Source organism: Streptomyces sp. NPDC046862 (assembly GCF_040704615.1).
Classification (GTDB): domain Bacteria; phylum Actinomycetota; class Actinomycetes; order Streptomycetales; family Streptomycetaceae; genus Streptomyces.
In genome coordinates this window covers 15,385-39,659 of sequence record NZ_JBEYXP010000076.1, presented here as the reverse complement: position 1 = coordinate 39,659, position 24,275 = coordinate 15,385, and the positions used below count along the sequence as shown (strand labels likewise).

Sequence of the window (24,275 nt, the reverse complement as noted above, 5' to 3'; positions counted from 1 at the left end):
CGAGACGCAGCGCCAGCGCCCCGCGCTCCACCCCGAGAACCGCCCTGATCGCCACCGTGACCGTCGCCGCCACCGCGGCCGGCTCCCTCCTGCTCGCCCCGCTCCCCGCGGGCGCGGACGACCACGACGCACCCGCACCGCCCGTCCGTGAGGGCTCCGCACTCCCCCGTGACGCCGCCGAGGCCCCCGCCGGCGTCACGCAGCGGGCTCTCACCGCGCCCGTCACCGACCTGTCCGGCAAGGGCACCATCCGCGGCTACCCGCGCGAGCAGGTCCTCACCCCGGACCCGGAGAACCCCGCCGACAAGTCCATCAAGCTGGGCCTCGTCCCGTACCACGGCATCGCGCCGAAGCTGAACGGGTTACAACGACTCGGCGACCGGGTGAGCGTCGAGATCGCCGGACGGTCGGCCGGCGGGCACCGGCTCTACCTGGTCACCGTCACCGCCCCGGAGACCGCGCACCAGGCCCGCGCCCAGGACCGTATGCGCGAACTCATCGAGAACGCACCTCGGTCGGCCGCCAAGGACCCGGCCGTCAAGAAGACCTACAAGACGCCCGTCTTCTTCAACAACAACATCCACGGCAACGAGTGGGAGGGCACCGACGCCGCCCTCAAACTGATCGAACGGCTCGCCACGGCCAAGGACAAGGAGACCACCGACCTCCTCGCCCACAACCGGCTCTACTTCAACATCACCGCCAACCCCGACGGCCGGATCGCCGGCACCCGCGCGAACGCGAGCGGCTTCGACCTCAACCGGGACCTCGTCACCGCCTCGCAGCCCGAGGCGCGCGCGATGCGGCAGATCGAGATCGACAAGCAGCCGGCCGTCATGCTGGACCTGCACGGTTACGTCAACGGCACGCTGATCGAGCCGACCACCCCGCCGCACGGCGAGAACTACGAGTACGACCTCTTCCTGAAGAACACCTACGCCAACGCCCTCGGCATGGAGGCCGCCGTCAACGGCCTCGGCTACACGCCCGGCAAGGACGGTGTCGAGCCCGCCCAGATCCCCTTCCGCGACCAGCAGGAGGGCTGGGACGACTGGCCGCCGATCTTCACCCCGCAGTACGCGGCGTTCCACGGCACGGTCGCCGCGCACACGGTCGAGATCCCGTTGGAGGTCAACAACGAGGCGTACGACTCGCTGCCGGTGGCCGAACTGCGTCGCCGGTCCGCCATCAACGTGGACGTCGCGGGAGCGGCGATGCGCGCGACGCTCGCGTACGTACAGGAGCACCGGGCGTCCCTCGTCGCGGACCAGATCGAGGTGTTCCGGCGGGGTGCCGCCGGGGCCGCCCAGGTCCCGGTCTCCGAGCGGACCGTTCCGGGAGTGCCGGGCATCGGCCCCGAGGACGTCTACACCACCGAGTTCCCGCGCGCGTACGTCGTCCCGGCCGGCGGGGGCGGACTGGGGGTCCCCCCGCTCGAGCGAAGCCGAGAGTGGGGGAGATCCGCCACCGCCGCCGCACGCCTCGTCGACCATCTGCTCGCCAACGACGTACAAGTGCGGCGCTCCACCCAGGCCTTCCGGCTCGGCGGCCGGTCGTACCCGAAGGGCTCGTACGTCGTCGACATGCGCCAGCCCAAGCGCGGACTCGCCAACGTGCTGCTGGCCGACGGGCGGGACATCAGCGCCAAGGTGTCGGTGATGTACGACATCTCCGGGTGGAGCCTGGGCCGGCTGTGGGGCGCGACCGTGGACGAGGTGAGGAGCGGCCGTCCGGAAGCGGTCCCCGCGCGGCCCGTCCAGGCCGCCGCACCGGTCGGTTACGTCGCCCCGCGCGGCGACCTGCGGCTGCGGCTCGACGACCCGCAGGAGATCGCCGCGCTCAACTCCCTTCTCCGTCAGGGCGTTTCGGTGCGGCAGGCCGCCGACGGCAGCGCACTCGTGCCCTCGACGGCGCGCCGGACGGCTCAGGTGCTGGCGCGGACGTACGACGTGGCCTTCGACGCGACGAAGACGTCCCGCGGCACCCCGCTGCGGCACGTGCGGGTCGCCGCGGCCGTCACGCCGGGTGAGCTGTTCGCGCTGCGTGAGATGAACTTCGACGTCGTCCCCGTGTCGACGGCCGTCCTCAACGAGGGCTTCGACTGGTCGGCTGCGGACGTGCTGTTCGTGTCGGCGGGACTGTCGTACGACCGCCTGAACACGGCCGCGCGGAAGGCGCTCGACCGCTTCCTCGGCACGCACGGTCTCGTCGGCAGGGGAGCTGCGGGAGCCGCGCTCAACTCCGCCGCCGGGCTGCTGAAGGCGACGGCCGTGGAGGGCAACGGGGACGCCAACGGTGTCGTGAGGGTGGTGAACTCGGGCCGGATCACGGCCGGGGCGCCCGACCACGGCTTCGTCTACGCACCCGTCTGGTTCACCGGCCTCGGCCGGGGAGTCACCGTCGAGCAGTCGTACGCGACCGGCAATCCGCTCGTCGCCGGCCACTGGCGGCCCCTGGATGACGGCTCGGGCGGACCGGCAGCGGCGGCGGGCCGGGCATCCGTCGTCAGCGGGCCGCACGCGGTCCTCTTCGGCACGGAACCGCTGTTCCGTGACCATCCGAAGGGCGAGTTCCCGCAGGTGGGACGGGCGTTGCTGACGCTGTCCTGACCGGGTGACCGAACGGGCCGGGCCCCTGCCCACGGCACGGCCGCCAAGTGGCTCGAGAGTCCCAGCGACACGCCACATTCACGGCGTGTCGCTGGGACTGGGAAGCCAATTGGTCTGCGGGTCCAGGGCTTCGTTGTCGCGCGGGCAGGGTCAGCGGACAGGGTCGTACGTCAGCCCGGGGCCGTCTGGCCCGTGCGGATCAAGGCCAGCAACTCCTCGTCCGACAAGCCCAGTCGGCGTGCCTCGGCGATCAGTCCATGGGCACGCTCGGCCAGCCGTGCCCGGTCGGCCGGGACCGTGCCGCCGGTGACCACCGCGCCCCGGCCCCGGCGCAGTTCGATCAGCCCCTCGTCGCGCAGCCGTTGGTAGCCGCGCAGCACGGTGTGCACGTTCACGCCGAGCGAGTCGGCCAGTTGCCGGGCGGGGGGCAGCCGCTCTCCGGTGTGGAGCTTCTCCGCGGCCAGCGCGCCGCGCACGTTCGCCGCGATCTGCTCCCCCAGTGACACCTGCGAGTTGGGATCGACGCGGAAGAGCATGTCACCTCCCCGGGGAGCGGCGCTGGTCGACCAGGGTGTTGAGCAGGGCCGCAGCCGTGTCCGCGTCGTCCACCGTCACGGCGAACTCCCGGCCGCCGACCAGCCTCAGCACCAGTGCCTGTCCGCCGTGCAGGACCACGGCAGTGGACCGGGGTCGCACCCGATAGCCCCAACCGCCGTACTCCAGCGGCCGGATGTCCCGTCGCACGGCGGACTCGACTTGCTCCAGCTTCACGCGTCTGCGCACGGCGGGCACAAGCAGCGACGCCACGGTCAGGCCGCGGATGTCGACGGTTACCCGCAGCACACCGAGCACGACGGCCGCCAGGCCGACCCCTGCCGCGAGCGGCAGGCCCACCCACGGGCTGGGGCCCTCGTCCAGGGCGTACCGCAGCGTCGGCACGGCCACCGCCACGGCGAGTACTGCGACGACAAAGCCGCGCGAGGCGCTCGGCCGACTCCAGGCCGCGCGCTCTCCTTGGCGCAGGTCGAGGCGCTCCCCCTGAGACGCGGTGTCGCCCGGGGCCGTGCCGGCCTGGGGCCTGGCGTCGGGCGGCAGCAGAAGCCAGGCCAGCGACCAGCCGAGCGCGGCGGCGGCCACCGCTGTTCCCAGACCGGCCAGGAGGTGCCACATCGAAAAGCGCGCTGCCGAGGGGTCCGTGAGGCCGGCGTTGACCGAGATGGTGGCGCAGAACAGGTAGCCGAGCAGCCCCGCGGTGCCCCAGCCAGTCGCCAGCAGGCCCCTGTGGCCCTTCCCCGGCAGGGCTCCCCTCAGCAGGGGCAGCAGTAGTCCGATGGCGGCCATGGCCGTGATCCCGGCGGTGACGGCGACCCAACGACCGGTGTCCATAAAGCCGTTGGGCACTCCGGCGAGGTCGAAGTGACTGGCCATCTCCGCGGGCAGCCGCTCGCGGTGCGCAGCGAACACACTCAGTTCCAGCAAGAGGGCGAAGGCGAACGGGGCCGTGCCCAACAGCGAGGGCGCGAGTATGCGACTGCGCGAGGGTCGCGTCATGTGAATCACCTCTTGTTCGCATACTACTAGAACAAGTGGGGGGGGGCGTAACTCCCCGTGCGCGACGACTTCACGTGACGGAGTTCAGAACGGCGGAGTCCGCACCCCACGTCCAAGGGTGCGGACTCCGCCTGTGCAAACGAACGTGGCGGGCGGGCGTCACGGGCACGCCACGCCCGTGACACACCACGCCGTTCGCTCGGAGCGCTCGGATTGCTCGGAGCGCTGGGATTGCTCAGAGCGCTCGGATTGCTCAGAGCTTGACGATCATCTTGCCGATGTTGTCGCCGCGCAGGACCCCGAAGAACGCCTCCAGGTTGTTCTCGATGCCCTCGACGACGGTCTCGCGGTACTTCAGCGCGCCCGAGGCGACCCAGGGGCCGACCTCCTGGACGAACTGCGGCTGGAGGTCGTAGTGGTCGCCGACGAGGAAGCCCTCGATGCGGCCGCGGGTCTGGATGAGGCGGGCGAGGTTCTTCGGGCCGGGGGCGGGCTCGGTGTTGTTGTAGACGGAGATCATTCCGCAGACGGCGACGCGGCCACCGCGGTTGAGCGAGCCGATGGCGGCCTCAAGGTGGTCACCGCCGACGTTGTCGAAGTACACGTCGACGCCGTCGGGGGCGGCCTCGCGCAGCTGCTGGGCGACCGGCCCGTTCTTGTAGTTGAAGGCCGCGTCGAAGCCGTACTCCTCGACGAGCAGCTTCACCTTCTCGTCGGACCCGGCGGAGCCGATGACCCGCGACGCGCCCTTGAGCTTGGCGATCTGGCCGACCTGGCTGCCGACGGCACCGGCCGCGCCGGAGACGAAGACGGAGTCGCCCTCCTTGAAGGACGCGGTGCTCAGGAGGCCTGCGTAGGCGGTGAGGCCGGTCATGCCCAGGACGCCGAGGTAGGCGGACAGGGGCGCCGCGTCGGCGTCGACCTTGACGGCCTGCTTGGCGTCGATCGTGGCGTACTCGCGCCAGCCGCCGAAGTGGAGGACGTGGTCACCGGGTGCGATGCCGTCGATGTTCGACTCGACGACCTCGCCCACGGCGCCGCCCTGCATGGCCTTGCCCAGCTCGAAGGGGGCGACGTACGACTTGGCGGCGCTCATGCGGCCGCGCATGTACGGGTCGACGGAGAGGTACTTGTTCCTTACGAGGACCTCGTCCGGGCCGGGCCGGCGGATCTCCGCGTCCACGAGGGCGAAGTCCTCGGGCTTCGGCCAGCCGACGGGGCGGCTGAGCAGGTGCCATTCGCGGCCGGTGGCGGGGAGGGCGGGCGTGTCGGACATGAGGGACCTTCCTGCGGACGTGCGTATGTACGTGCGTGTGGTTCGGGTAGCCACCCGGTCGCCTGCTTACGCTTCATACCGGGCGGTTAATTCACTGCCTGAAACAACAATGCGCTTGAATATTTCATGATGTCAAGTATCGGGGTAGCCTGGAGCTCATGGCCACGCAGAAGACCACCACTCCCACCACTCCCACCGACCCGCTGACACTGGAGGTCGTCGACCTCATCGGCGCGGTCGTGGCCCGTTACCACGAGGAGTACGAGGAGGCCGCCGCCGGGCACGCGCTGACGGGAGCGCAGGCGCGGTTGCTGAGTCTGCTGTCCCTGGAGCCGCTGCCCATGCGGCGACTGGCCCAGAAGCTGAGGTGTGAGCCGTCGAACGTGACCGGGATCGTGGACCGGCTGGAGGCGCGGGGGCTGGTGGAACGGCGGCCTGATCCCAAGGACCGGCGTGTGAAGCTGGCGGCGGCGACGGAGGAAGGGGGGCGGTTGGCGCGGGGGTTGAGGGAGTCGCTGGACTTCGCGCGGGAGCCGCTTGCCGGGTTGTCGCGGGAGGAGCGGCTGGCTTTGCGGGGGCTGCTGCGGAGGATGCTGGACGCGTAGGTTTTTCGCCCCCGCCGCCCCTACCCGTCCCGTCCCTGGGGGCTGCGCCCCCAGACCCCCGCTGTCGGCCTGCGGCCTCGTCCCGGGGCGGAGCCCCGGGGACAAGACGGGTAGGGGTGGCGGGGGCGAGAAACGCCGAGCGGTCCGTCGCACGGCGTACGTGCGACGGACCGCTCCGGCCGAAAGGGTCCCTCGGTGGCCCGTGGCCGCCCTTTCGGCTCAGGCTTTCCTACGGGTCGTCATGGCCCGCTGGATCAGGATGAACGCGCAGAGCAGCACGCCTGTCGCGATCTTCGTCCACCAGGAGCTGAGCGTGCCTTCGAACTGGATGATGCTCTTGATCAGGCCGAGCACCAGCACACCGAAGAGGGTGCCGATCACGTAGCCGGATCCGCCGGTGAGCAACGTGCCGCCGATGACGACCGCGGCGATGGCGTCGAGTTCCATGCCGGTCGCGTGCAGCGGGTCACCGGACTGGATGTACAGGGTGAACAGGAGCCCGGCCAGAGCCGAGCAGAACCCGCTCACGGTGTACACGGCGATCTTCGTGCCGCCCTGCGGAAGGCCCATCAGCATCGCCGACTGCTCGTTGCCACCGATGGCGTACACCCGCCGTCCGAAGCGTGTGTAGTGCAGGACGTAGAAGGCGGCGGCGAGGACGACCAGCGCGACGATCGCGCCGATCGACAGGAAGCCCGCTCCCAGCGAGACCTGCGCCTGGGCCATGCTGCTCACCGAGGCGTCGCCGATGGAGATCGACTCCTTGCTGATGACCAGGCACAGGCCCCGGAAGAGGAAGAGGCCGGCGAGGGTCACGATGAAGGGCTGGATCTCGAAGTTGTGGATCACATATCCCATCAGGAAGCCGCCGAGGGCTCCCACGGCCAGCGCCATGGGGATGACGAGCAGGATCGGCAGCCCCTGGCGCTCCACCAGCCAGGCCGTGAACATGGTCGTGAAGCCGATCACGGAGCCCACGGACAGGTCGATGCCGCCGGACAGGATGACGAAGGTGACACCGACGGCGGCGACCAGCAGATAGCCGTTGTCGATGAACAGGTTCATGAAGACCTGCGGTTCGGCGAACCCGTAGTTCTGGTACCGGTTCAGGCCCGCTATGTACATCACGAGGAAGAGCAGGGCCGTCACCAGGACGGGCATCCGCCGGTCGGCGAGCAGACGCGCGGCCTTGGACGCGGGGGACGTGGTACCGCTGTCCGGTGCCGTGGGGCTCTGGGTGGTCGCGCTCATCACGACACCTCCATCTTGGGAGCGGCCTCGGTCGCCGTGGCGGTCTCCGCCGGGGCCGCGGCCGGCTTGCCGCTGCCCTTCGCGCCGGGCCTGGCACCGAACTTGTTGCCGAAGACCTTGGCGCGGAACTTCGGGGACTGCAGCAGGCAGACGACGATGACGACGACGGCCTTGAAGACCAGGTTGGTCTGGGTCGGCACGCCGATGGTGTAGATCGTGGTGGTCAGGGTCTGGATGACGAGGGCTCCGACCACCGTGCCGCCGATGGAGAACCGGCCGCCCAGGAGCGAGGTGCCGCCGATCACCACGGCGAGGATCGCGTCGAGTTCGATCCACAGACCCGCGTTGTTGCCGTCCGCGGCCGAGGTGTTGGAGCTGATCATCAGGCCCGCGATGCCCGCGCACAGCGCGCAGAAGACGTACACCATGATCTTGATGCGCCGGGACCTGATGCCCACCAGGCGGCTGGCCTCGGCGTTGCCGCCGACCGACTCGACGAGCAGTCCGAGCGCCGTGCGGCGGGTCAGCGCCACCGTGACGGCCACGACCGCGGCCACCACGAAGATGGAGAACGGCAGCGTGAGCCAGTAGCCGCCGCCGATCAGCTTGTACGGCTCGCTGTTGACGGTGATGATCTGCCCGTCGGTGATCAGCTGGGCGACACCGCGGCCGGCGACCATGATGATCAGCGTGGCGATGATCGGCTGGATGCCCATCCGGGCGACCAGGAAGCCGTTCCACAGGCCGCAGACGACCGCGGCCACCAGGGCCAGGGCCATGGCGAGCAGCACCCCGGACAGGGCGCTCTGGTCGGCCTGGTCGCTGATGTACGAACAGGCCAGTGCTCCGGTGATGGCGACCACGGCGCCGACGGAGAGGTCGATACCCCCGGTGGCGATGACCAGGGTCATACCGACCGCCACCAGGATCAGGGGCGAGCCGAACAGCACGATCGAGACGAGGCTGCCGTAGAGGTGGCCGTTCGACATCCGGATCGAGAAGAAGTCAGGGGTGAAGGGGACGTTGACGAGCAGCAGGAGGACCAGGATCGCGACCGGCCAGAACAGGTGGTGGTGCGTCAGCGCTCGCCATCGGGGAGTGGTGGTCACTGGTGTTCTCCGCTCGCGATGGTCTCGAGGATCCGGCTGGGGGTGATCTCGGGCCCATTGGCGATCTGCGCCACCAGCCGGCGGTCGCGCAGCACCCCGATGGTGTGGCTGAGCCGGAGCACTTCCTCCAGTTCGGCCGCGATGTACATCACGGACATGCCGTCCTCGGAGAGTGAGACGACGAGCTTCTGGATCTCCGCCTTCGCGCCGACGTCGATGCCGCGCGTCGGCTCGTCCAGGATCAGCAGCTTCGGCTGGGTGATGAGCCACCGGGCCAGCAGCACCTTCTGCTGGTTGCCGCCGCTGAGCTGCCCGACACGGGCCTCCGGGTTGGCGGGTCGGATGTCGAGGGCCTTGATGTACTTGGCGACGAGTTCGTCGCGCTGGGCGACCGGGATGGGACGGGTCCAGCCACGCGCCGCCTGCAGGGCGAGGATGATGTTCTCCCGCACCGTCAGGTCCGGTACGAGGCCCTCGGTCTTGCGGTTCTCCGAGCAGAACGCGACTCCGGCGCCGATCGCGTCGTTCGGGGCGCTCATCGAGACCTGCTTGCCGCCGATGGACACCTTGCCGCTGTCCGGCTGGTCGGCGCCGAAGAGCAGCCTGGCGAGTTCGGTACGGCCGGAGCCGAGCAGACCGGCCAGTCCGACGACCTCGCCCTTCTTGATCTCCAGGTCGAAGGGGGAGATGGCGCCGGCCCTGCCGAGCCCCTCCGCCCGCACCAGCATCTCGCCGACATCGGCGTGCAGCTGCTGGTCGTGGAGCTCTTCCAGCTGGTCCAGGGCCTTGCCGATCATCAGCTGGACCAGTCCGACCTGGTCGAGGTCGCTGACCATGTGCTCGCCGACCAGTGTGCCGTTGCGCAGCACCGTCATCCGGTCGCAGACCTCGTAGATCTGGTCCAGGAAGTGCGAGACGAACAGGATCGCGACGCCTTCGTCCCTCAGCTGCCGCATCAGGCGGAACAGCTCCAGGACTTCGTCGCGGTCGAGGCTGGACGTCGGCTCGTCCAGGACCAGCACCTTGGTGCCCGATCCCTCGCCGTCGCTGTCGCCGGTCCCCACCGACCGTACGATCGCGACGAGTTGCTGCACGGCCAGCGGGTAGGAGGACAGGGGCGCGGTGACGTCGATGTCGAGGCCGAGCCGGTCCACCAGCTGAGCCGCCTCACGGCGCAGCTGCTTCCACTGGATGCGGCCCATGCGGGTCGGTTCGCGTCCGATGAAGATGTTCTCCGCCACCGACAGGTTGGGGCAGAGGTTGACCTCCTGGTAGACCGTGCTGATACCGGCGTGCTGCGCCTGCAGCGGGCTGCCGATCGCCACGGACTTCCCGTCGAGGGTGATGGTGCCTTCATCGAGGGAGTAGACCCCCGTCAGCACCTTGATGAGGGTGGACTTCCCCGCGCCGTTCTCGCCCATCAGGGCGTGGATCTCGCCGGGGAAGAGCCGGAAGTCGACGCCCGACAGAGCCCGTACCCCCGGAAACTCTTTGACTATGCCCGTCATCTCCAGGACGGGCCGCGGCTCTGCCATACCTCTCCTAGTGAGGGATCACCGGCTTTTCACCCGGTGGAGAATTCGCTGCGTGTAGGATTGATTACGCCCCGCAAGGGGTCGGTTCGGGCTGGACCGCAGCCTTTGGGCTGGAAGCCCCTCACGCGGGGCGGAGTCACGGCAGCGCTCCTCATGGGAAACAGCCGCTGCAGGCCCACAGGGCCCGGCCGACCGAATCTCGGTCGGCCGGAGACTCCTACCGGTGGTGCGGTCGGTCAGTACTTGCGGTTCGGGAGCGCGGCCTTGGCCTGGTCCTGCATGAAGTCGCCCTCCTTGGTCTTGATCCAGCGCTCGACCGACTCGCCGTCCTTGACCTTCTTCACGACCTCCATCAGCTGGGGGCCGAGCAGCGGGTTGCACTCGACGATGGCGTTGATCTTGCCCTCGGACATGGCGACGAAGCCGTCCTTCACGCCGTCGACCGAGACGATCAGGATGTCCTTGCCGGGCTTCTTGCCGGCCGCCTCGATCGACTGGATGGCGCCGATGGCCATGTCGTCGTTGTGCGCGAACAGCACGTCGATGTCCGGGTTGGACTGCAGGAAGGCCGCCATGACCTGCTTGCCGCCGGCGCGGGTGAAGTCGCCGGTCTGGCTCACGACGATCTTCCAGTCGTCCTTGTGGTCGGCGTCCATGACCTCCTTGAAGCCCTTGGCACGCTCGAGCGCGGGGGCGGCACCGGTGGTGCCCTCCAGCTGAGCGATCTTCACGGGGCCCTTGTGGCCGGCCTTCTCGAGGACCTTCTCCAGCATCTTGGCCGCGCGCCGGCCCTCGTCGGTGAAGTCGGAGCCGACAAGGGTGACGAACAGGGAGTCGTCGGAGGTCTCGACGGAGCGGTCGGTGAGGACGACCGGGATCTTCTTGGCCTTGGCCTCCTTCAGCACCGCGTCCCAGCCGGTGACGACCACCGGCGAGAAGGCTATGACGTCCACCTTCTGGGCGATGAAGCTGCGGATCGCGGAGATCTGGTTCTCCTGCTTCTGCTGGGCGTCGGAGAACTTGAGGGTGTAGCCCGCCTCCTTGGCCGCCTCCTTGACCGAGTCGGTGTTGGCGGTGCGCCACCCGCTCTCCGAACCGACCTGGGAGAAGCCGAGAGTGATCGCCTTGCTGCCGCCCCCGGAGGAGGAACCGTTGGAACCGCTGTCCTCCTTGGCACAGGCGGCGAGGCCACCCGCTGCCGCCACGCCGACCGCCGCAGTGAGGAAGTTCCGTCTGTTGAGCATGTTTCTTCTCCTTTGAAGAGCCGGCCCGGGGATGGACCCGCTGGTACTCGATGGGACCGGCCGCACTGCGTCCAGCCTGTCGATCATTGTTCGAGATGTCGGCCGCACCGGTGGACGGCGACCGATCGGTGCCGCGTCAGCCTGAAGTGCCTTCCGGTTGAGGTGCGTACGGAAAGGTACTGGCGCGGACGACGAGTTGGGGCTCGATGGCGACCCGGGGCTTCCCGGAGAGGGCTCGGCCCTCGATGAGGTCCAGCAGCAGGGCGATGCTCTGCTTGCCCACCGTCGAGAAGTCCTGCCGGACCGTGGTGAGCGGTGGAGCGAAGAACTCCGACTCCGGGATGTCGTCGAAACCGACCACCGCGACGTCCTGGGGAGTTCGCACGCCCGCCTCACGCAGCGCCCGCAACACCCCCAGCGCCATCTGGTCGTTGGCGACGAAGACGGCTGTCAGCCCCCGCCCCAGCCAGCCGGCCAGTTCCTGGCCCGCGCGGTAGCCCGACAGCGGACTCCAGTCCCCTCGCAGCAGCGTCGGCGGCTCGACGCCCGCCGCTTCGAGGGTCGACCGCCAGCCGGCGGCCCGGTCGGCCGCCTCCAGCCAGTCCTCGGGTCCGGCGAGATGCCAGACCGTACGGTGGCCGGCGGCCAGCAGATGACCGGTGGCCAGCCGCGCGCCCAGGTGCTGATCCACGTTGACGCTGGGGATCCCCACTCCGGGCCCGCTGCCCACGGTCACCACCGGGAACGGATGGCGGAGTTCGGCCAGAGCCTCGACCGCCGACCGCTGTGGGGCGATGGCGACCACTCCCTCCACCCCACCCTCGCTGAGGTGGTCCAAGGCCTCGGACAGCTTCTCCACGGTCAGTTTGCGCAGACTCACCGTGGAGACGAGGTACCCCTCGGCACGGGCCGCCTCCTCGAGCGCGAACAACGTGCTGGCCGGTCCGTAGAGGGTGGTGTCGGAGGCGACCACGCCCAGGGTCCGGGTGCGACGGGTCGCCAGGGCCCGTGCGGAGGAGTTGCGGCGGTAGCCCATCTCCTCGATCGCCCGCAGCACCCTGGCCCGTGTCTGCTCCCGCACATGGGGGTGGTCCCCCAGCACGCGGGACACGGTCTGGTGGGACACGCCGGCCTGGCGTGCCACGTCGGCCATGGTGGGCGGCCGAAGCTGAGCGTCCGTCACGGCCGCACCTCCTTGGCGGTCGTCTGCCGATAAGACCTGTGGTGTGGGCGGGTGAGTCCCCGCCGCCGGCTTCACGCCGGGATTCCGGAAAGCCCCAAGGCACCGGGCGGGGCGACGAGTTGAGGCGCTGTCGGCACGACGCTCATACCTCCTTGGATGCCGTGGGACGCCGAGTGGTGAATGCGGAGGTCATTGTGAGCGCTAACAATTCATGGTCGTCAAGAGGGCTGCAACGGGAAGGCGTCACGGTTGAATAACGTGCCCAGCGGCGCGAGGTGAGGAGGCGGCAGGCCGCGACGGCACCTCCCGCCCGAGATCGCGGGCCCCGCCCGAAAGGAGTTGACAGACGGTTCCTCGTAGCCGTATCCAGACGTGGAGGCAGAGCCGATCCGCCTGGTACGACACCCTTCCCCCGCACCGCGGGGCGCCCGCGCCGTACGGCGGCCTGGCCAGGGCCTCAGCGGGCGGGCCGCACCACAACTCGCGCCGGCGCCACGCACACCCTTGGCGTCCGGGCCGTCCGGCACGCCACCCTGGTCGGTACCGGCAGCCGGGCCGCGCGACAGTTCACGCGACGGACGGGACGGTCACCCGGCTCGGGCCAAGTGCGGTCCGCCCGACCGGAATTCCTACGAGCACCACCACAGGAAGCGCGTGCACGTCTGCGAGGGGGTCGGATCCGGGGTCGGCGAGTCCGCGGTCGGCCGGGGAGTCGGGGTGCTGGAGTCGCGAGACGGGTAGGCCGGGGCGGGAGCCGAGAACGTGGGGTTCGCTGTCGTGTCCGGGTCCGAGGGCTCCTTGGACTTGTCCCGGTCCTTCTTCTCGGGCTTCTTCGACTCCGAGTCCGAGGGAGACGCCGACTTGTCGGCCGAATCCCCTTCCGTGTCGGCCGGTCTCCCCGCCCCGCCGCCGGACTCCTTGATCCCCTCCGCCGACGGCGTCGGTGAACCGGCGGAGGCGTCCTCCACGGAGGCCCCGTTCGGCTCTCCCGAGGGGGCCTCCATACCGAGTTCCGCGAGACTCAGTCCACCCGCGGCGAGCAGCAACGCCGCCCCGACCATCAGGACCCGTCGGCGGCGGCGCCGGTGCAGCGCCGCCCGCCGGTCCCGTCGGCTCGCCCGCACACCGCGTCCACGGTCCCGCGACCGGGCGCGCCGTCCACCGGTCCCCGGCTCGTCGGCCTCGTAGGCTTCGCCATGTCCGCCCGCGGCCTCACCGTCCCCATCGGGGAGCGAGTCCTCGAATGCCCGGCCGTCTTCGGCCGGCGTGCCGCACCCCGGGCAGGCGAGGGCGCCATTGAGGTGCCGTTGGCACGGGTGGCAGTAGTCCATGACGTGGGAAGATTAAGTTCCACACCGGTGACGTTCCTAGGCGTGACGGTGAAAGTTGTGTAGCAACTTCACCTTCTGGCGCACCGGAAGGAAGGACAGGCCGGACCATTCCCCGCCATCGTGTCGAAACCGTTGTGGCCTCAACCCATTGACACCCCGACCGAGACATCCTTACTGTCCGACCAGCATTTCGAACGAGTGCCGAAATTTCGAACAGGGCCGCAGAGCAGCAGGGAGCGATCGCCGTGCGCATCACGGGAATCAGCACGCACGTAGTGGGTACGCCATGGCGCAACCTGACCTACGTCCAGGTACACACCGACGAGGGTCTCACTGGCGTTGGTGAGACCCGCATGCTGGGGCACACCGACGCGCTGCTCGGCTATCTGCACGAAGCAGAAACCAATCACATTCTCGGGTCGGACCCGTTCGCTGTCGAGGACCTGGTGCGCCGTATGAAGTACGGCGACTACGGTCGGGCCGGCGAGATCGTCATGTCCGGCATCGCCGTGATCGAGATGGCGTGTCTGGACATCAAGGGCAAGGCCCTCGGCGTCCCGGTCTGGCAGCTGCTCGGCGGCAAGGTCACCGACAAGGTCAAGGCGTACGCCAACGGGTGGTACACCACGGAGCGCACGCCTGAGGCGTACCACAAGGCCGCGCAGGAGGTCATCGCGCGCGGTTACAAGGCCCTCAAGATCGACCCCTTCGGCACCGGCCACTTCGAGCTCGACCACGAGGCGACGCTCTACTCCGTCTCGCTCATCGAGGCCGTGCGGGACGCCATCGGGCCCGACGCCGAGCTGATGCTGGAGATGCACGGCCGTTTCTCGCCCTCCACCGCCGTCCGCCTCGCGCATGAGCTCGCCCCCTTCAAGCCCGCGTGGCTGGAGGAGCCCGTTCCGCCGGAGAACCTCAAGGCCCTGGAGAAGGTGGCCGCGAAGGTCGACATGCCGGTCGCGACCGGTGAGCGGATCCACGACCGCATCGAGTTCCGCGAGCTCTTCGAGAGCCAGGCCGTGGACATCATCCAGCCCGACGTCGGCCACATCGGCGGAATCTGGGAGACCAGGAAGCTGGCCGCCACCGCCGAGACCCACTACATGCTCGTGGCGCCGCACAACGTGGGCGGCCCCGTCCTGACCGCCGCCTCCCTCCAGGTCGGCTTCAGCTCCCCGAACTTCAAGATCCTGGAGCACTTCAACGACTTCGCGGACGCGGACATCAAGAAGGTGGTCAAGGGCGCGCCCCAGGTCGTCGACGGGTACTTCCACCTCTCCGACGCTCCCGGTCTCGGTGTGGAGCTGGACACCGACGCGGCGGCGGAGTTCCCGCAGCAGCAGGCTCGCTTCGACCTGTGGGCGGACGGCTGGGAGCAGCGCAAGCCGAAGGGAACGAAGTGAGCTTCGCGGTCGTCATCGAGGCGCCGGGCGAGCACCGGATCGTCCCGCACGAGCCCACCGCTCCGGCCGCCGGGGAGGCCCTCGTACGGGTCCACGCGAGCGGCATCTGCGGCAGTGACCGCGAGGTCTACCAGGGCAACCGGCCCGAGGGGTACGTCCGTTACCCGCTCACACCCGGCCACGAGTGGTCGGGAACGGTCGAGGCGGTGGGCTCCGGGGTCCCGGCGTCCCTCGTCGGCCGCAAGGTGGTGGGCGAGGGCTTCAGGAACTGCCAGGTCTGTGACCGCTGCCACGCGGGTGAGACCACGCTGTGCTCGGCCGGCTACGAGGAGACGGGCTTCACCCAGCCCGGCGCGATGGCCACCACGCTCACCCTGCCGGCCCGGCTGCTCCACGTCCTCCCCGACGACGCCGACCTGACGGCGGCGGCGCTCCTGGAGCCCGCCGCCTGCATCGCGGCCGCCGCCCTCAAGGCGAACGCGCGGCCCGGCGAGCGGGTCGCGGTCGTGGGCACGGGGACGCTCGGGATGTTCGCCGTTCAGTTCCTGAAGGCGGGTTCGCCCTCGGAGCTGCTGGTTGTGGGCACGCGCCCGGACCGCGAGGAGCTCTCGAAGACCTTCGGGGCCACCGACTTCCGTACCCGGGACCAGGAGCTGCCGGACGACTTCGACGTCGTCATCGAGACCGCCGGGTCGGCGTCCGCCGCGAACACCGCCGCCTCCCTGCTCAGACGCGGCGGGCGTCTCGTCCTCACGGGTATCCCGGCCTCGGGTGCCGACGGACTCGACCCGACCGATCTCGTCGTACGGCAGCTGGAGGTGCACACCGTGTTCGGGGCGCCGCCGGAGGCCTGGGCGCACACGGTGCGCGTGTTCGGCGCCGGTCTGCTGAATCCGCTGCCGCTGGTCACGCACGAGCTGCGGCTGGAGGAGTTCGCGCACGCCATCGAGCTGGTCGGCTCGGGCGACCCGAAGGTGGGCAAGGTCCTCATCCGGCCTTGAGTCCACCGGGCGCCCGCGCCGCCCCCGAGACGTACGCCGGTACGGAGACCCTGACGCTCCGTACCGGCGTACATCCACTGAGACGAATGACGTCCGAAATACCGAACCCGAAGAAGGACACCCAGTGACCGACGCTTCCGCCACGGCGCCCCGTCGACCCGGTGAGCAGGCGCTCGCCGCGCTCGGCCTGGGCGCGCCCGACCTGTCCCCCGCCGACGCCTCGCCGCACACCTTCCCCGGGGGCGGCCGCTGGCGCACCGAGGTCCCCTCGTGCGAGGGGCCCGAGGCGCTGGCCGTGATCCTCAAGGAGGCCTCGCGTCTCGATGTGCCGATCCACCGGATCAGCCAGGGCTCCGGCGTGTGGATGCTGACCGACGCCGAGATCACCGAGATGGTCGAGGCCACGGGCGAACGTGACATCGAGCTCTGTCTGTTCACCGGCCCGCGCGGCACGTGGGACATCGGCGGCTCGACCCGTACCGACTCGCGCGGGGCGGGCCTGCGCGCCCGGGGCCACGACGCGGTGGCCGGGTGCGTGGAGGACGCGATCCGCGCGACGGAGCTGGGCGTCCAGTGCCTGCTCGTCGCCGACGAGGGCGTGCTGTGGACGCTGCACCGGGCGCGCGTGGCCGGGATCATCCCCGCCGACACGACGCTGAAGGTGTCCGCACTGATCGGTCCGGTCAACCCGGCCGCGTACGCCGTGTACGAGAACCTGGGCGCCGACTCGGTCAACGTGCCGAGCGACCTGACGCTCGATCACCTCACCGAGATCCGCCGGGTGTCGGGCGCCCCCATGGACATGTACATCGAGGCCCCCGACGATCTCGGCGGCTACGTGCGGATGTACGAGGTCGCCGAGCTGATCCGGCGCGGCGCGCCGCTCTACCTGAAGTTCGGCCTGTCGAAGGCCCCCGGGATCTACCCGTACGGGCACCACATGCGCGACCTGACCCTGGCCACGGCCAAGGAGCGGGTGCGGCGCGGCCGGCTCGCCCTGGACCTGCTCGCGCGGCACGGAGTCGATGGGGACATGGCGCCGCTGGGGTCCCGGCTGCCGGGTGCGCTCAACCGATTCGACACACCCTCATAACGTTCCGAACACGCCCTCTTCACAGAAGACGACGCAGCCGCACAGAATCCGACACATCGCTTTCTCGGTCTTTACCCGCACCGCCCGGAGTACAACCGCGCATCGCAGACCGAGCCCGGTCACACACATCAAGGAAGATGATCATGCGCACTCGCAAAGCAACGCTCGCCGCCATCGCCACGGCCGCCTCCCTCGCTCTCACCCTCTCCGCCTGTGGGCAGGACAGCGAGGGCGGCAGCGATGACACCGGGGGCAGCGCCAAGGGCGGCACCATCGGCATCGCGATGCCGACCAAGTCCTCCGAGCGCTGGATCGCGGACGGCAACAACGTCGTCAAGGACCTGCAGTCCAAGGGCTACAAGACCAAGCTGGTCTACGGCGAGGACGACCCGGACCAGCAGGTCTCGCAGATCGAGAACCTGATCACCCAGGGTGTGAAGGCCCTGATCGTCGCGGCCATCGACAACAAGTCGATGAACAACGTGCTCCAGCAGGCCGCCGACGCCAAGATCCCCGTGATCTCCTACGACCGCCTCATCCTCGGCACCAAGAACGTCGACTACTACGCGTCGTTCGACAACGAGAAGGTCGGCGAGCTCCAGGGCAGCTACATCGTCGACAAGCTCGGCCTGAAGGACGGCTCCAAGAAGGGCCCGTTCAACATCGAGCTCTTCGCCGGCTCCAACGACGACAACAACACGCGCTACTTCTTCCAGGGCGCGATGAACGTCCTGCAGCCGTACATCGACAAGAAGCAGCTCGTCGTCAAGTCCGGCCAGACCCAGCTGACCCAGGTCACCACGCTGCGCTGGGACGGCGCCACCGCGCAGCGCCGCATGGACGACATCCTCACCAAGTCGTACACGAGCGGCAAGGTCGACGCCGTGCTGTCGCCGTACGACGGCATCTCCATCGGCATCATCTCGGCCCTGAAGTCGGACGGTTACGGCTCCAAGAGCAAGCCGCTGCCGGTCGTCACCGGTCAGGACGCCGAGGTCGCCTCGGTGAAGTCGATCATCGCCGACCAGCAGGCCATGACCGTCTACAAGGACACCCGTGAGCTCGCCAAGGTGGCGTCGACCATGGTCGACGACGCGCTCAACGGCAAGAAGCCCGAGGTCAACGACACCAAGACCTACGACAACGGCGCGAAGGTCGTCCCGGCCTACCTGCTCACGCCGGTCGCGGTCGACAAGACGAACTACCAGAAGACGGTCGTCGACTCCGGTTACATCAAGGCGAGCGACCTGAAGTAAAAGCCCGCCACCGAACGACGATTCACCACTGATTGGAAGGCAAGACCATGGCGGGACCCGTCCTGGAAATGCGCTCGATCGTCAAGACCTTTCCCGGCGTCAAGGCGCTGTCGGACGTCACGCTGACCGTCCAGCAGGGCGAGGTCCACGCCATCTGCGGTGAGAACGGCGCCGGCAAGTCGACCCTGATGAAGGTCCTCTCCGGCGTCCACCCGCACGGCACCTACGAGGGGGAGATCCTCTTCGAGGGTGAGGTCTGCGAGTTCAAGGACATCAGAGCGAGCGAGCAGCACGGCATCGTGATCATCCACCAGGAGCTGGCGCTGGTGTCGTACCTCTCCCTCGCGGAGAACATCTTCCTCGGCAACGAGCACGCCAAGAGCGGGTTCATCGACTGGCGCGAGACCCTGAAGCACGCCAGCGAACTGCTGCGCCGGGTCGGTCTCTCCGACCACCCGGAGACCCGCGTCGCCGACATCGGCGTGGGCAAGCAGCAGCTCGTCGAGATCGCCAAGGCGCTGTCGAAGAAGGTGAAGCTGCTCATCCTGGATGAGCCGACCGCCGCGCTGAACGACGAGGACAGCGGCAAGCTCCTGGACCTGATCCTGGAGCTGAAGAAGCAGGGCATCACCTCGATCATCATCTCCCACAAGCTGAACGAGATCCGCAAGGTCGCCGACTCGGTGACGATCCTGCGCGACGGGCAGACCATCGAGACGCTCGACGTGAAGGCGCAGGAGACCACCGAGGACCGGATCATCAGCGGCATGGTGGGCCGTGACCTGGACCACCGCTTCCCCGAGCGCACTCCTCACGAGGCGGAGAAGGGTGCCGCTCCGGCCCTGGAGATCCGCAGCTGGACCGTGCACCACCCGATCGACCAGACGCGCAAGGTCGTCGACGACGTGTCGCTCAGCGTGCGGCGCGGGGAGATCGTCGGGATCGCGGGCCTCATGGGCGCCGGCCGCACCGAGCTCGCGATGAGCGTCTTCGGGCGGACGTACGGCCGGTACGCGGGGGGCACCGTCCTCAAGGACGGCAAGGAGATCCGGACGAAGCACGTGGCCGATGCGGTCGAGCACGGCATCGCCTACGTCACCGAGGACCGCAAGCACTACGGCCTCAACCTCATCGACACCATCAACCGCAACATCTCGCTCACCGCCCTGAACAAGGTGTCTACGCGCGGTGTCGTCGACGAGCACGAGGAGCGCAAGGTCGCCGAGCGCTTCCGGAAGTCCATGAACATCAAGGCTCCGACCGTCTTCGAGCCGGTCGGCAAGCTGTCCGGCGGCAACCAGCAGAAGGTCGTCCTCAGCAAGTGGATCTTCGCGGGTCCGGACGTGCTGATCCTGGACGAGCCGACGCGCGGCATCGACGTCGGTGCCAAGTACGAGATCTACACGGTCATCGACCAACTGGCGGCCGAGGGCAAGGCGGTCGTCTTCATCTCCTCCGAACTGCCCGAGCTGCTGGGCATGTGCGACCGCATCTACACCATGGCCGCCGGGCGGCTGACCGGTGAGTTCTCGCGGGCCGAGGCCACGCAGGAATCGCTGATGCGCCAGATGACGAAGGACAAAGAGGTAACCCGATGAGCACGGATGTGACCGCCAAGACCCCGGCCCCGGCGCCGCCGGGCAAGACCGGAGAGGGTACGGGCGGGGGCCTGCTGCAGCTGGTGCTGAACGGCCTGCGCCGCAACATGCGCCAGTACGGCATGCTGCTCGCCCTCGGCCTGATCGTCGCCCTCTTCGCGGTCTGGACCGACGGAGACCTGCTGCTGCCGCGCAACGTCTCCAACCTGGTCCTGCAGAACAGCTATGTCCTGATCCTCGCGATCGGCATGATGCTGGTGATCATCGCGGGCCACATCGACCTGTCGGTCGGCTCGGTGACGGCGTTCGTGGGAGCGTTCGCGGCCGTGCTGACGGTGCAGCACGGTGTGTCGTGGCCCCTCGCCGTGGCGCTGTGCCTGCTGGTGGGCGCGGCGGCGGGCGCGGCGCAAGGGTTCTTCATCGCGTATCTCGGCATACCGTCGTTCATCGTCACCCTCGCCGGAATGCTGGTCTTCCGCGGCGCGACGGAGATCCTGCTGGAGGGCCAGACCCTCGGCCCCCTCCCCGACGGTCTGCAGAAGATGGGCAACGGCTTCCTGCCCGAGGTCGGCCCGGACACCAACTACCACAACCTCACGCTCCTGCTGGGCATCGTCCTGATCGTCTTCGTGGTGCTCCAGGAGTTCCGGGACCGGGGACGCCAGAAGGAGTTCTCGCTGGACGTGGTGCCGCTGAACCTCTTCCTGCTCAAGATCGTCTCCATCGTCGCCGCGGCCCTCGTCGTCACGATGCTGCTCGCCAGCTACAAGGGCGCGCCGATCATCCTGCTGGTCCTGGGCGTCCTGGTGGTCGGTTACGGCTACGTCATGCGCAACGCGGTCTTCGGCCGGCACATCTACGCGATCGGCGGCAACCTGCCGGCGGCGAAGCTGTCCGGTGTGAAGGACAAGAAGGTCACCTTCCTGGTCTTCCTGAACATGGGCGTGCTCGCGGCCCTGGCGGGTCTGGTGGTCGCCGCCCGTCTGAACGCGGCCGGTCCGAAGGCGGGACTGAACTTCGAACTGGAGGCGATCGCCTCGGCGTTCATCGGTGGCGCGTCGATGAGCGGCGGTGTGGGCACCGTCCTCGGCGCGATCATCGGTGGTCTCGTCCTCGGCGTGCTGAACAACGGTATGAACCTCCTCGGCGTCGGCAGTGACTGGCAGCAGGTCATCAAGGGCCTGGCCCTGTTGGCGGCGGTCGGGTTCGACGTGTGGAACAAGCGCAAGGTCGGTTCGTAACCGCGTCGTCACGAGGGGCCCCGTCGAACGGCGGGGCCCTTCCGCGTCCGTCGCCGTACGCCATGAGAGACAGGAAAGAAGCGGTGAAAGAGCTCTTCGGAAAGCTCGCCGACGGCACCCCGATCCACAGCTGGTCGCTGGCGAACGGCGGCACGCGTCTGAAAGTCCTGTCGTACGGCGGAATCGTGCAGTCCCTGGAGATCCCGGACCGCGAGGGCCGGTACGCGAACGTCTCCCTGGGCTTCGCCACCATCGAGGACTACGTCGCCAAGAGCCCCTACTTCGGCGCCCTGATCGGCCGGTACGGCAACCGCGTCGACGAGGGCCGGTTCACCCTCGACGGCAAGGGCTACCAGCTCCCCGTCAACGACGGCGCGAACAGCCTGCACGGCGGCACCGAGGGCTTCGACAGGGCTGTCTGGGACGTCGAGCCGTTCACCGAGGGCGCCGACGCCGGACTGCGTCTGTCCCGCACGAGCCCCGACGGCGAGATGGGCTACCCCGGCACCCTCGACATGAAGGTCACGTACACCCTCACCGGGCAGGGCGACTGGCGCATCGACTACGAGGCCACCACCGACAAGGCCACGGTCGTCAACCTCACGAGCCACGTCTACTGGAACCTCGCGGGCGAGGGCAGCGGCTCGGCCCACGACCACGAACTGGAGATCGCCGCCTCCCGCTACACCCCCGTCGACTCGGGCTTGATCCCCACCGGTGAGCTCGCCGAGGTCGAGGGCACCCCCTTCGACTTCCGCCGGAGCAAGACGATCGGCGAGGATGTCCGCGAGGCGAACGAGCAGCTGCTGTACGCCAAGGGCATGGACCACAACTGGGTGCTCGACAAGGGGACAACCGCCGAGCCGGAGCACATCGCGACGCTGTGCGACCCGAAGTCCGGCCGCACACTGAAGATCGCGACCACCGAGCCGGGCCTGCAGTTCTACTCCGGGAACTTCCTCGACGGCACGCTCGTCGGTACGGACGGGAAGATCTACCGCCAGGGCGACGCCGTGTGCCTGGAGACGCAGCACTTCCCGGACTCGCCGAACAAGCCGTCGTTCCCGTCGACGACGCTGCGCCCGGGCCAGGTGTACCGCTCGACGACGGTCCACTCGTTCAGCTGACCCACCGCCACAGGTGGCTCACAGGTCCTTACCGATTTCTCAGCGGTTGAACAGCGCCACCCAAGCCACCGTATGTATGGGCGGCCCGTGCTCCCCCGCACGGGCCGCCCAGAACTGTCGGGCCCGGTCGTCCCCAACGGGTCCGTCCTCAACGGAGGTTTCATGGCCGGGAACGTCGCCTCACTCTTCCGCAGCACGGCAGCGCACAGCCCGTCGATGGCTGCGCTGACGCGCGAGGGCGGTGAAGGCGTCGGGCCGATCGACTTCTGCATCCCGTGCAACCCGTACTTCCCCACCCCGGCCATGTTCGACGACCTGGCCGGCCGGCTGCGCGAGATCATCACGTACTACCCGAGCAGCGCCGACACCATCACGGCCGAGCTGTGCAACCTCCTCCAGCTGCCGCCGCAGTGCGTGGCGATGGGCAACGGCTCGACCGAGCTCATCACCTGGATCGACCACCTGCTGGTCCGCGAGTCCCTCGCCATCCCCGTCCCCACCTTCGGCCGCTGGACCGACCAGCCGATGGAGACCGGCAAGCGCGTCGACATGTACCCGCTCCAGGAGTCGAGCGGCTTCGCCCTGGACCTCGCGCAGTACGCCGAGTTCATCCGCCAGCGCGGCACGAAGGTCGCCGTCATCTGCAACCCGAACAACCCCGACGGCGGCTTCCTCCACCGCCACGCGCTGGTGCAGTTCATGGACGCGATGGCGGACCTGGACCTGATCGTCATCGACGAGTCGTTCCTGGAGTTCGCCGACGCCGAGTCCGAGCCGAGCACCGTCGAGGACGCCGTGATGCGGCCCAACGTCGTCGTGCTGCGCAGCCTCGGCAAGAACTTCGGTCTGCACGGCATCCGCTTCGGCTACATGGTCGCCAACCCGGCACTCGCCGGGAAGGTCCGCTCGATGCTGCCCAAGTGGAACCTCAACTCCTTCGCGGAGACCGTGGTGTTCATGCTGAAGAACCACGGCGCCGAGTACATGGAGAGCCTGCACCAGGTGCGCAGGGACCGCCTGGAGATGGCCCGTCTGCTCTCCAACCTGCCCGGTCTGACGGTCTACCCGTCGCAGGGCAACTTCCTCTTCGTGCGCCTTCCCGTCGGCGCCGAGGGCACTGTGGTCCGGGACCGGCTGCTCACCGAGCACCGGATCCTGGTCCGCGAGTGCGGCAACAAGATCGGCTCATCCAGTCGCTTCCTGCGGCTCGTGGTCCGACCCGAGGTGGACGTGCGTCGCCTGGTGTCCGGCCTGGAGTCGGTGCTGTACGGGTCCAGGAGGGGAGCCGCCGTACCCGAGCTGAGCACCGGGACCAGCTACAGCTCGGGTACGGCGGCCGTGGACCGGCTGATGAGCGAGACCAACGGCTCGGGCATGCAGGGCGTGGCCGCCCAGGCCATGGGAATGCCGAACCTGACTGCGGCCCCCGCCCCGGCTCCGGCCCCGATGCCGGCCCCGGCGCCCACGCCGGCTCCCGCGCCCATGCCCATGCCGACTCCGACCCCTGTTCCGGCTCCGGCCGCCGCGTCGATGCCTCAGATGCCCCAGATGCCCCAGATGCCCCAGATGCCCTCGACCCCGTCGATGCCGTCAACGCCATCGATGCCGAACGTGGCCTCCATGCCGGGGATGACCCCGGCTCCGGCCGCCGGCCTGCAGCCGGTCGCCCAGACGGGCATGCCCGGCATGGCCGCCGCCGCCAACCGCCGCGCGATGGGCGCCGCGCAGGGCCTCACGGCGGCCCAGGTCCGCGGCCGCACGGCCCCGGAGGGCCAGCCGGAACCGCTGGGGTGGCCTGCGGCCGGGGCGATCTAGGTAGTAGGTCGGCTGCGGGCACGTTGGAGTTGTTCGCGCAGTTCCCC

The 24,275-nt window shown here is 69.1% G+C and carries 19 protein-coding genes; 10 read left to right on the top strand and 9 right to left on the bottom strand.

Features of this window, described 5'->3' with window-relative positions; genetic code table 11:
- Positions 1-56 precede the first annotated feature (56 nt).
- The gene (locus AB0959_RS48165; protein WP_366833318.1) at positions 57-2,609 is read left to right on the top strand and encodes a M14 family zinc carboxypeptidase; all 2,553 of its coding nucleotides are present in this window, start codon (positions 57-59) and stop codon (positions 2,607-2,609) included.
- A 170-nt stretch (positions 2,610-2,779) separates the two neighbouring features.
- On the opposite strand, the gene AB0959_RS48160 is transcribed toward AB0959_RS48165, so the two are convergent.
- The 3 genes from AB0959_RS48160 to AB0959_RS48150 all read right to left on the bottom strand — a co-directional run bounded on the left by AB0959_RS48160 (position 2,780) and on the right by AB0959_RS48150 (position 5,436).
- Positions 2,780-3,145 (bottom strand): GntR family transcriptional regulator, encoded by a 366-nt coding sequence (locus AB0959_RS48160; protein ID WP_366833308.1) that lies wholly within the window; start codon positions 3,143-3,145, stop codon positions 2,780-2,782.
- A 1-nt stretch (position 3,146) separates the two neighbouring features.
- A complete protein-coding gene (locus AB0959_RS48155) occupies positions 3,147-4,160 on the bottom strand; it encodes a DUF1648 domain-containing protein (protein ID WP_366833307.1) in 1,014 nt (337 codons plus the stop codon).
- 253 nt (positions 4,161-4,413) lie between these two features.
- Positions 4,414-5,436 (bottom strand): NADP-dependent oxidoreductase, encoded by a 1,023-nt coding sequence (locus AB0959_RS48150; RefSeq protein ID WP_366833306.1) that lies wholly within the window; start codon positions 5,434-5,436, stop codon positions 4,414-4,416.
- A gap of 158 nt (positions 5,437-5,594) precedes the next feature.
- Here AB0959_RS48150 and AB0959_RS48145 point away from each other — a divergent pair, with 158 nt between their 5' ends.
- A complete protein-coding gene (locus tag AB0959_RS48145) occupies positions 5,595-6,041 on the top strand; it encodes a MarR family transcriptional regulator (RefSeq protein ID WP_366833305.1) in 447 nt (148 codons plus the stop codon).
- 219 nt (positions 6,042-6,260) lie between these two features.
- On the opposite strand, the gene yjfF is transcribed toward AB0959_RS48145, so the two are convergent.
- From yjfF to AB0959_RS48115, 6 genes are all read right to left on the bottom strand, one after another.
- A complete protein-coding gene (gene yjfF / locus AB0959_RS48140) occupies positions 6,261-7,292 on the bottom strand; it encodes a galactofuranose ABC transporter, permease protein YjfF (RefSeq protein WP_366833304.1) in 1,032 nt (343 codons plus the stop codon).
- Entirely contained in the window at positions 7,292-8,401 is a 1,110-nt protein-coding gene (locus tag AB0959_RS48135) for an ABC transporter permease (protein WP_366833303.1), read from the bottom strand. Before AB0959_RS48135 ends, yjfF begins: the two co-directional genes overlap by 1 nt.
- The gene (locus AB0959_RS48130; RefSeq protein WP_366833302.1) at positions 8,398-9,936 is read right to left on the bottom strand and encodes a sugar ABC transporter ATP-binding protein; all 1,539 of its coding nucleotides are present in this window, start codon (positions 9,934-9,936) and stop codon (positions 8,398-8,400) included. Before AB0959_RS48130 ends, AB0959_RS48135 begins: the two co-directional genes overlap by 4 nt.
- Positions 9,937-10,172: 236 nt before the next feature.
- Positions 10,173-11,180: an ABC transporter substrate-binding protein gene (locus AB0959_RS48125; RefSeq protein ID WP_366833301.1), complete on the bottom strand. Its 1,008-nt coding sequence runs from the start codon at positions 11,178-11,180 to the stop codon at positions 10,173-10,175.
- A 136-nt stretch (positions 11,181-11,316) separates the two neighbouring features.
- Positions 11,317-12,363 carry a LacI family DNA-binding transcriptional regulator gene (locus AB0959_RS48120; protein WP_366833299.1) on the bottom strand — a complete coding sequence of 349 codons (1,047 nt, stop codon included), beginning with the start codon at positions 12,361-12,363 and terminating at the stop codon, positions 11,317-11,319.
- Between the two features lie 629 nt (positions 12,364-12,992).
- Complete coding sequence (locus AB0959_RS48115; RefSeq protein ID WP_366833298.1) at positions 12,993-13,487, bottom strand: hypothetical protein; 495 nt, start codon at positions 13,485-13,487, stop codon at positions 12,993-12,995.
- Positions 13,488-13,939: 452 nt separating this feature from the next.
- On the opposite strand from AB0959_RS48115, the gene AB0959_RS48110 reads away from it, so the two are divergent.
- The 8 genes from AB0959_RS48110 (at position 13,940) to AB0959_RS48075 (ending at position 24,228) form a co-directional block, all read left to right on the top strand.
- Positions 13,940-15,097 carry a mandelate racemase/muconate lactonizing enzyme family protein gene (locus AB0959_RS48110; protein WP_366833297.1) on the top strand — a complete coding sequence of 386 codons (1,158 nt, stop codon included), beginning with the start codon at positions 13,940-13,942 and terminating at the stop codon, positions 15,095-15,097.
- Positions 15,094-16,098, top strand: coding sequence for an alcohol dehydrogenase catalytic domain-containing protein (locus tag AB0959_RS48105; RefSeq protein WP_366833296.1), 1,005 nt, complete (start codon positions 15,094-15,096; stop codon positions 16,096-16,098). Before AB0959_RS48110 ends, AB0959_RS48105 begins: the two co-directional genes overlap by 4 nt.
- Positions 16,099-16,222: 124 nt before the next feature.
- Complete coding sequence (locus AB0959_RS48100) at positions 16,223-17,191, top strand: hypothetical protein (RefSeq protein WP_366833295.1); 969 nt, start codon at positions 16,223-16,225, stop codon at positions 17,189-17,191.
- Positions 17,192-17,334: 143 nt separating this feature from the next.
- Complete coding sequence (gene chvE / locus AB0959_RS48095) at positions 17,335-18,447, top strand: multiple monosaccharide ABC transporter substrate-binding protein (RefSeq protein ID WP_366833294.1); 1,113 nt, start codon at positions 17,335-17,337, stop codon at positions 18,445-18,447.
- A 47-nt stretch (positions 18,448-18,494) separates the two neighbouring features.
- Entirely contained in the window at positions 18,495-20,045 is a 1,551-nt protein-coding gene (mmsA, locus tag AB0959_RS48090) for a multiple monosaccharide ABC transporter ATP-binding protein (protein ID WP_366833293.1), read from the top strand.
- Positions 20,042-21,286 carry a multiple monosaccharide ABC transporter permease gene (gene mmsB, locus AB0959_RS48085; RefSeq protein WP_366833292.1) on the top strand — a complete coding sequence of 415 codons (1,245 nt, stop codon included), beginning with the start codon at positions 20,042-20,044 and terminating at the stop codon, positions 21,284-21,286. The genes mmsA and mmsB overlap by 4 nt, the downstream gene beginning before the upstream one ends.
- A 62-nt stretch (positions 21,287-21,348) precedes the next feature.
- Positions 21,349-22,413 (top strand): aldose epimerase family protein, encoded by a 1,065-nt coding sequence (locus AB0959_RS48080; RefSeq protein ID WP_366833291.1) that lies wholly within the window; start codon positions 21,349-21,351, stop codon positions 22,411-22,413.
- Between the two features lie 162 nt (positions 22,414-22,575).
- On the top strand, positions 22,576-24,228 hold the full coding sequence (locus AB0959_RS48075) for a histidinol-phosphate transaminase (RefSeq protein WP_366833290.1): 1,653 nt from the start codon (positions 22,576-22,578) through the stop codon (positions 24,226-24,228).
- Positions 24,229-24,275 lie beyond the last annotated feature (47 nt).

What these genes read in the sequence shown, in the direction of transcription:
- AB0959_RS48150 (WP_366833306.1), bottom strand. Translation starts at nt 5,436, where the DNA reads ATGTCCGACACGCCCGCCCTCCCCGCCACCGGCCGCGAATGGCACCTG.
- AB0959_RS48075 (WP_366833290.1), top strand. Translation starts at nt 22,576, where the DNA reads ATGGCCGGGAACGTCGCCTCACTCTTCCGCAGCACGGCAGCGCACAGC.
- AB0959_RS48145 (WP_366833305.1), top strand. Translation starts at nt 5,595, where the DNA reads ATGGCCACGCAGAAGACCACCACTCCCACCACTCCCACCGACCCGCTG.
- AB0959_RS48155 (WP_366833307.1), bottom strand. Translation starts at nt 4,160, where the DNA reads ATGACGCGACCCTCGCGCAGTCGCATACTCGCGCCCTCGCTGTTGGGC.
- mmsB (WP_366833292.1), top strand. Translation starts at nt 20,042, where the DNA reads ATGAGCACGGATGTGACCGCCAAGACCCCGGCCCCGGCGCCGCCGGGC.
- AB0959_RS48125 (WP_366833301.1), bottom strand. Translation starts at nt 11,180, where the DNA reads ATGCTCAACAGACGGAACTTCCTCACTGCGGCGGTCGGCGTGGCGGCA.
- AB0959_RS48080 (WP_366833291.1), top strand. Translation starts at nt 21,349, where the DNA reads ATGAGAGACAGGAAAGAAGCGGTGAAAGAGCTCTTCGGAAAGCTCGCC.
- mmsA (WP_366833293.1), top strand. Translation starts at nt 18,495, where the DNA reads ATGGCGGGACCCGTCCTGGAAATGCGCTCGATCGTCAAGACCTTTCCC.
- AB0959_RS48160 (WP_366833308.1), bottom strand. Translation starts at nt 3,145, where the DNA reads ATGCTCTTCCGCGTCGATCCCAACTCGCAGGTGTCACTGGGGGAGCAG.
- AB0959_RS48130 (WP_366833302.1), bottom strand. Translation starts at nt 9,936, where the DNA reads ATGGCAGAGCCGCGGCCCGTCCTGGAGATGACGGGCATAGTCAAAGAG.
- yjfF (WP_366833304.1), bottom strand. Translation starts at nt 7,292, where the DNA reads ATGAGCGCGACCACCCAGAGCCCCACGGCACCGGACAGCGGTACCACG.
- chvE (WP_366833294.1), top strand. Translation starts at nt 17,335, where the DNA reads ATGCGCACTCGCAAAGCAACGCTCGCCGCCATCGCCACGGCCGCCTCC.